8 protein-coding genes are annotated in these 7,585 nt (G+C 50.1%); 7 read left to right on the top strand and 1 reads right to left on the bottom strand.

What is annotated here, in order from left to right; genetic code table 11:
- The 6 genes from ACTHUT_RS11625 to ACTHUT_RS11600 form a co-directional block, all read left to right on the top strand.
- The coding region (locus tag ACTHUT_RS11625) for an exodeoxyribonuclease III (protein WP_440418812.1) at nt 1-529 on the top strand (529 nt) is incomplete at its 5' end.
- Nucleotides 516-860 carry a hypothetical protein gene (locus ACTHUT_RS11620; protein WP_003749424.1) on the top strand — a complete coding sequence of 115 codons (345 nt, stop codon included), beginning with the start codon at nt 516-518 and terminating at the stop codon, nt 858-860. The genes ACTHUT_RS11625 and ACTHUT_RS11620, both read left to right, overlap by 14 nt.
- Nucleotides 861-871: 11 nt before the next feature.
- Complete coding sequence (locus ACTHUT_RS11615) at nt 872-1,405, top strand: alpha/beta hydrolase (protein ID WP_440386553.1); 534 nt, start codon at nt 872-874, stop codon at nt 1,403-1,405.
- A 166-nt stretch (nt 1,406-1,571) separates the two neighbouring features.
- Nucleotides 1,572-3,683 (top strand): TonB-dependent receptor, encoded by a 2,112-nt coding sequence (locus tag ACTHUT_RS11610; RefSeq protein ID WP_440386552.1) that lies wholly within the window; start codon nt 1,572-1,574, stop codon nt 3,681-3,683.
- A 169-nt stretch (nt 3,684-3,852) separates the two neighbouring features.
- Nucleotides 3,853-4,548 carry a thiol:disulfide interchange protein DsbA/DsbL gene (locus ACTHUT_RS11605; RefSeq protein ID WP_070838807.1) on the top strand — a complete coding sequence of 232 codons (696 nt, stop codon included), beginning with the start codon at nt 3,853-3,855 and terminating at the stop codon, nt 4,546-4,548.
- Between the two features lie 141 nt (nt 4,549-4,689).
- On the top strand, nt 4,690-4,989 hold the full coding sequence (locus tag ACTHUT_RS11600) for a hypothetical protein (RefSeq protein ID WP_079453970.1): 300 nt from the start codon (nt 4,690-4,692) through the stop codon (nt 4,987-4,989).
- 102 nt (nt 4,990-5,091) lie between these two features.
- Here the strand turns inward: ACTHUT_RS11600 and ffh are convergent, their stop codons facing one another.
- A complete protein-coding gene (gene ffh / locus ACTHUT_RS11595; protein ID WP_004520277.1) occupies nt 5,092-6,462 on the bottom strand; it encodes a signal recognition particle protein in 1,371 nt (456 codons plus the stop codon).
- Nucleotides 6,463-6,641: 179 nt separating this feature from the next.
- On the opposite strand from ffh, the gene ACTHUT_RS11590 reads away from it, so the two are divergent.
- Complete coding sequence (locus ACTHUT_RS11590) at nt 6,642-7,454, top strand: cytochrome C assembly family protein (RefSeq protein ID WP_049348541.1); 813 nt, start codon at nt 6,642-6,644, stop codon at nt 7,452-7,454.
- Nucleotides 7,455-7,585 lie beyond the last annotated feature (131 nt).

The raw sequence follows: 7,585 nt of genomic DNA, 5'->3' as shown, positions 1-7,585 counted from the left end.
GGGCATTGAAGAATTTGACAGGGAAGGCCGTTTTGTCCGTTGCGATTTCGGCAAGTTGTCGGTAATTTCGCTGTATCTGCCCAGCGGCAGCAGCGCGGAAGAGCGCCAACAAGTGAAATACCGCTTTTTGGACGCGTTCTATCCCATGCTCGAAGCCATGAAAAACGAAGGACGCGACATCGTTGTCTGCGGTGACTGGAATATTGCCCACCAAAACATCGACTTGAAAAACTGGAAGGGCAATCAGAAAAATTCGGGCTTTTTGCCTGAAGAACGCGAATGGATAGGCAAAGTCATCCACAAGCTCGGCTGGACGGATATGTGGCGCACACTTTATCCCGATGTGCCGGGCTATACTTGGTGGAGCAACCGCGGACAAGCGTACGCGAAAGATGTCGGGTGGCGTATCGATTATCAGATGGTTACGCCGGAGTTGGCCGCCAAAGCCGTTTCCGCACATGTTTATAAAGATGAAAAATTCTCGGATCACGCCCCTTTAGTTGTGGAGTATGACTATGTTGCCGAATAAGTTTTTTGGTAAGTACGACTGGAATATAAACAGTAAAACCGGCGTAGGTGCGGTTTGGGTTGTGGCGGCATTTGTGCTGCCCATGCTGGTGTGGGCAATATTTATGCTGGCGCGGATGTCCGGCTGGGTTGCGCCGACCAAGGCCAATCCGACATGGGCGTTGGTGTGGCTGCTGTTTTCACTGCCTTGCCTGCTGATTGCGGCTAAATGCTTTGCTTGGAAGGGCTGGCGGCTGATTGCCAACATCGTACTGTGTCTGGCGACTTGTGCCATCCTCAGCGTGCCTGCCGCATTGCTGATTGCATTTACACTCAACGACTTGCTCAAATAGGCCGTCTGAAAATGCAGAGCTTCGAACTCGAAGAAATGGCGCTGTTTCTGATACGCGATGCGGATGAAGCAGAAATGTGGATAGACCGCTGGGCGGTCAGCTATCCGATTGTCTACACTGCCGAAGCCGATAATCGGCAAACCGTTTCCGAATGGCAACACGCCATTCAGACGGCCTTCGACCATATCGTCAGCAGAAATATTGCCGTCGTGGCTCATGGTGTTGGTGTGTCCGCATTTTTGGCATGGCTGTATCAAGCCGACATCCTGACGCAAAAACGCCTGACCAATATTATTTTGGTCTCGCCGAGTCCCGAAGCTTTTCCCGAAGACGAAATCCATACGTTCCAACGCGTCCGTTGCCCTTGCCGTACGGCGTTGGTCATCGCCGAAACAAACGGCACACCACGCGATTGGGCGCAAGAACAGGCCGACCGCTGGCAGGCGCGCCTGCTCCAATCGCCGCATTCCGGCCAGTTAAACGGCGCGCTCGGCGGCTGGCAATGGGGCATGAAGCTGATGCAGGAAATGCTGTTAAGTAAGTAGTGTAGCAGTATCTATTAATATTAATAAACGAAGGCCGTCTGAAACCGATATGTGTTTCAGACGGCCTTTGTTTGCAAATATCATGTTAAATATAATTAAAAGAAACTATTCTCATTTCTTTTATGAAGCAATATAATTCGGTTGTTTCGTTAAATTGAGTATAAAAATGCAAATACCATTTCATTTGGCTTTATTACCCACGCTGATTATCGCTTCCTTCCCTGTTGCTGCCGCCGATACGCAGGATAATGGCGAACATTACACCGCCACGCTGCCCACCGTTTCCGTGGTCGGACAGTCCGACACCAGCGTACTCAAAGGCTACATCAACTACGACGAAGCCGCCGTTACCCGCAACGGACAGCTCATCAAAGAAACGCCGCAAACCGTCGATACGCTCAATATCCAGAAAAACAAAAACTACGGCACGAACGATTTGAGTTCCATCCTCGAAGGCAACGCCGGCATCGACGCTGCCTACGATATGCGCGGCGAAAGCATTTTCCTGCGCGGTTTTCAAGCCGACGCCTCCGATATTTACCGCGACGGCGTGCGCGAGAGCGGACAGGTCCGCCGCAGTACCGCCAACATCGAGCGCGTAGAAATCCTGAAAGGCCCGTCTTCCGTGCTTTACGGCCGCACCAACGGCGGCGGCGTCATCAATATGGTCAGCAAATACGCCAACTTCAAACAAAGCCGCAACATCGGTGCGGTTTACGGCTCGTGGGCAAACCGCAGCCTGAATATGGACATCAACGAAGTGCTGAACAAAAACGTCGCCATCCGCCTCACCGGCGAAGTCGGGCGCGCCAATTCGTTCCGCAGCGGCATAGACAGCAAAAACGTCATGGTTTCGCCCAGCATTACCGTCAAACTCGACAACGGCTTGAAGTGGACGGGACAATACACCTACGACAATGTGGAGCGCACGCCCGACCGCAGCCCGACCAAGTCCGTGTACGATCGCTTCGGACTGCCTTACCGCATGGGTTTCGCCCACCCGAACGATTTTGTCAAAGACAAGCTGCAAGTTTGGCGTTCCGACCTCGAATACGCCTTCAACGACAAATGGCGCGCCCAATGGCAGCTCGCCCACCGTACGGCGGCGCAGGATTTCGACCATTTCTATGCAGGCAGCGAAAACGGCAGCTTAATCAAACGCAATTACGCTTGGCAGCAGACCGACAACAAAACCCTGTCGTCCAACTTCACACTCAACGGCGACTACAACATCGGGCGTTTTGAAAACCACCTGACCGTAGGCATGGACTACAGCCGCGAACACCGCAACCCGACCTTGGGTTACAGCCGCGCCTTCTCCGTCTCCATCGACCCCTACGACCGCGCAAGCTGGCCGGCTTCGGGCAGATTGCAGCCTATCCTGACCCAAAATCGCCACAAAGCCGACTCCTACGGCATTTTCGTGCAAAACATCTTCTCCGCTACGCCCGATTTGAAATTCGTCCTTGGCGGCCGTTACGACAAATACACCTTTAATTCCGAAAACAAACTCACCGGCAGCAGCCGCCAATACAGCGGCCATTCATTCAGCCCCAATATCGGCGCAGTGTGGAACGTAACGCCTGCCCACACACTCTACGCCTCATATAACAAAGGCTTCGCGCCTTATGGCGGACGCGGCGGTTATTTGAGTATCGACACTTCGTCTGCCGCCGTGTTCAACGCCGACCCCGAGTACACCCGCCAATACGAAACCGGTGTCAAAAGCAGTTGGCTGGACGACCGCCTCAGCACTACATTGTCCGCCTACCAAATCGAACGCTTCAATATCCGCTACCGTCCCGACGCGCAAAATGATCCCTACACTTGGGCTGTCGGCGGCAAACACCGTTCGCGCGGCGTAGAGCTGTCCGCCATCGGACAAATCATCCCCAAAAAACTTTATCTGCGCGGATCGTTGGGCGTGATGCAGGCAAAAGTGGTTGAAGACAAGGAAAATCCCGACCGAGTGGGCATCCATTTGGACAATACCAGCAACGTTACCGGCAACCTGTTCTTCCGTTACACGCCGACCGAAAACCTCTACGGCGAAATCGGCGTAACCGGTACGGGCAAACGCTACGGCTACGACTCAAGAAACAAAGAAGTGACCACGCTTCCCGGCTTTGCCCGAGTTGATGCCATGCTCGGCTGGAACCATAAAAACGTCAACGTTACCTTTGCCGCAGCCAATCTGCTCAATCAAAAATATTGGCGTTCGGACGCCATGCCGGGTAATCCGCGCGGCTATACTGCCCGGGTAAATTACCGTTTCTGATGAAACCAGGCAAAGGCCGTCTGAAAATAAGGCTATGATCTAAGCCATATTTCAGACGGCCTTTATAAAGGTTGAAATAAAACTAAACACATTTTTTCACTCAAATCGAACACACCTCCAACAAAATGCCATAAAATCCGCCCATTGATTTGAATGTAAAGAGATACCTATGAAACTGAAAACCTTAGCCTTGACTTCATTAACCCTGTTGGCATTGGCCGCTTGCGGCAAACAGGCGGAAACCAGCGTTCCGGCAGACAGCGCCCAAAGCAGTGCATCCGCTCCGGCAGCCCCTGCCGCATTGACCGAAGGTGTCAATTACACCGTCTTGTCCAACCCGATTCCGCAACAGCAGGCCGGCAAAATCGAAGTATTGGAATTCTTCGGCTACTTCTGCCCGCATTGCGCCCATCTTGAGCCGGTCTTGAGCGAACACATCAAAACGTTTAAAGACGATACCTATATGCGCCGGGAGCATGTCGTTTGGGGTGATGAAATGAAACCTTTGGCACGTTTGGCCGCTGCAGTGGAAATGGCCGGTGAATCAGATAAAGCCAACAGCCATATTTTCGATGCGATGGTTAACCAAAAAATTAACTTGGCCGATACCGATACCCTGAAAAAATGGTTGTCCGAGCAAACCGCGTTTGACGGCAAAAAAGTATTGGCTGCATTTGAAGCGCCCGAAAGCCAAGCGCGTGCGGCTCAAATGGAAGAGTTGACCAATAAATTCCAAATCAGCGGCACACCGACCGTTATTGTCGGCGGCAAATACCAAGTCGAATTTAAAGACTGGCAGTCCGGCATGACCACGATTGACCAACTGGTGGACAAAGTACGCGAAGAGCAGAAAAAGCCGCAATAAGTTGAGGATTGAATGAGCAAGGATTTCGCGCTCCTTCCACTTCGTTTTCCTTTACTATGCTGAAAGATCCAAACAATGTGTGATTACTGTTCTGACCTGCGACCTACCGTTCGTATCAGGGTTCCGAAAGAATTATCGCAAATGTTACTGCGAGCCTCTGATCGTTTAGCAGACGGCACGCTCATCGACATTACCCCAGCCTACGCCAAAGTTTATGGTCCCAGCCTTGATTTTGCTAAAACCATTGCCAATAGCGGTTACATTACCCATACTGATTCTCAGGGTAATCGTGACATATATGGTTGGAACGATTTCGTGGTACATTATTTTCAATGTACGCACTGCAATGCCGTTTTCAGTCTTGGTGCCGAAACCTACCATGGTAGTGGTGGCCAATGGGAAATGTTGGAAGAGGCATCGGTACGCTATGAAAATCCTTAAAAGGAATAGATTTCATAGTTATATGTGAATAGTAATTCTTGCTAGAGTAAAAATAAAAACGCCGTCTGAAACTTTTCAGACGGCGTTTTCTGTCAAATCAGCTTACAAACCTGGGAACATGCCTTTCATTCCCTTCATGCCTTTGGCCAAGCGCATCAGTTTGCCCAAACCGTTGCCGCTGAACATCTTCATCATTTGTTGCATTTGTTCAAACTGTTTGAGCAATTTGTTCACTTCCTGCACGGTCGTACCCGCACCCATTGCAATACGGCGTTTGCGGCTGGCTTTGAGCAGGGCAGGGTTGGCGCGTTCTTTAGGGGTCATCGAGTTGATGATGGCTTCTACTTTACCCATCGCTTTTTCAGCCGTACCTTCGGGGATTTGTTTCGATATTTGACCCAGTTCGCCCGGCATTTTCGACATCAGGTTTTCCAAGCCGCCCATATTGCGCATCTGCTGGATTTGTTCTTTAAAGTCGTTGAGGTCGAAGCCTTTGCCTTTTTGCAGCTTTTTCGCCATTTTGGCGGCGGCTTCTTCATCAATACCTTTTTGAACGTCTTCAATCAGGGTCAATACGTCGCCCATACCGAGGATACGGCTGGCAAGACGGTCGGGATGGAAAGGCTCAAGGCCGTTGATTTTCTCGCCGACACCGATAAATTTAATCGGTTTGCCGGTTACATGGCGTACGGACAATGCCGCACCGCCGCGCGAGTCGCCGTCCATCTTGGTCAATACAACACCGGTTAGCGGCAGGGCTTCATTAAATGCCTGAGCAGTGTTCACTGCATCCTGACCCAGCATGGCATCGATGACGAACAAAGTTTCAACCGGGTTGACCGCAGCATGAAGCGCTTTGATTTCGTTCATCATCTCTTCATCGATTGCCAGACGGCCGGCGGTATCGACCATCAAGACATCGTAAAAATGTTTTTTGGCGTAATCAACGGCGGCAGTCGCAATTTCAACCGGTTTTTGGTTGGTATCGGACGGGAAAAAGTCCACACCGACCTGTTCGGCCAACAGACGCAGCTGTTCAATCGCGGCAGGGCGGTAAACGTCGGCAGATACCACCAAAACTTTTTTCTTCTGATCGTTTTTCAGCAGGCGGGCGAGCTTGCCGACGGTTGTTGTCTTACCGGCACCCTGCAAACCGGCCATCAAAACGATGGCAGGCGGTGAAACCGATAAATCCAGCGTTTTGTTTTCCTTGCCCATCAATTCGATCAAGGCTTGGTTGACCACGCCGATAAAGGCTTGGTCAGGCGTCAGGCTGCCGACGACTTCTTGACCGAGGGCCTGTTCTTTGACTGTGTTGACGAATTCTTTAACGACGGGCAATGCAACGTCGGCTTCCAGCAGGGCAAGACGAACCTCGCGCAAGGCTTCTTTAATATTGTCTTCGGTCAGCGTTGATTGGCCGCGAATATTTTTAAGTACCTTGCTGAAGCGGTTGGTCAGGTTGTCTAACATACTTATCCTTGATAATGAGAATAGCTGCCCAATACAGGGCATTCTTTGTTAAAATAAAATTGGGATTATTTTACACGATAGTCCGAAGTTATGCTTCAAGAACACAAACACGCACAGGCCGTCTGAAACCCTGCCGGCCGTACGTCAAGTGTTCATAGTATCTATTGAGAAAGATATTTATGCCGATTGTCTTAATTTGCCTGATGCTGGTATATGCCGGATTGGGCGCATTTTCCTGGTTGCAACATAAAAAGCACAATAATAAATCTTACCCGCTGAAAATCGAGCTGCTGATTTTGAGCGGCGCATTATTGGTACATGGCGCAGCATTGATGTTCCCGGTATTGCAGGATAGGGTATTGATTACCGGTTTCGGCTATTCGCTCAGTCTGATAGTCTGGCTGATGCTGATGATGTACTGCTTGGGCAGCTTCTTTTATTGTCTGCGCGGAGTGCAACTCTTATTGTATCCCTGTGCCGCATTAACCTTATTGCTGGGTTTCCTTTTCCCGGGAGATTTCACAGGCCGTCAAATCGTAGACTTATTGCCGCTGTCGCACATTGCATCATCATTGCTTGCATACGGACTATTTGGCATCGTTACCTTATTTGCCATCCTAATCCTTTTAATCAACCGCAATCTGCACAAACGCCGTTTTTCCGCATTGGTCAGCTTCTTGCCGCCTTTATTGAGTTTGGAGAAACTCATGTTCCAAGGTATTTGGGCAGGTTTCATTTTATTGACCTATTCCGTTATCAGCGGTACGTTTTTTGCAGAAGCCGTTTTCGGCAAACCCATGACCTTCACGCATAAAACCATCTTCAGTATTATGTCGTGGCTGATTTATGGCGCATTATTGTTGAAACACAGCATGACCGCATGGCGGGGTAAAAAAGCCGCCGTTTGGACCATTGTTGGATTTGTCAGTCTGATTTTTGCCTATATAGGCAGTAAATTTGTCTTAGAAATTATCCTGCACCGTATTGGATAAATGGAAAACCTCAAAAAGGCCGTCTGAAATACTCTTTCAGACGGCCTTAGTATTGAACCGGGTTGGATATAGGACGCGAATAGGGAAGATTTGAGGTGTTTTGAGAAAAATAAAAACCCTGTTAAAACAGG

The sequence above is a fragment of the Neisseria sp. P0022.S010 genome (genome assembly GCF_051956635.1).
Note: the sequence above shows the minus strand (reverse complement) of the source record. Positions and strands in the feature narration are given on the sequence as shown.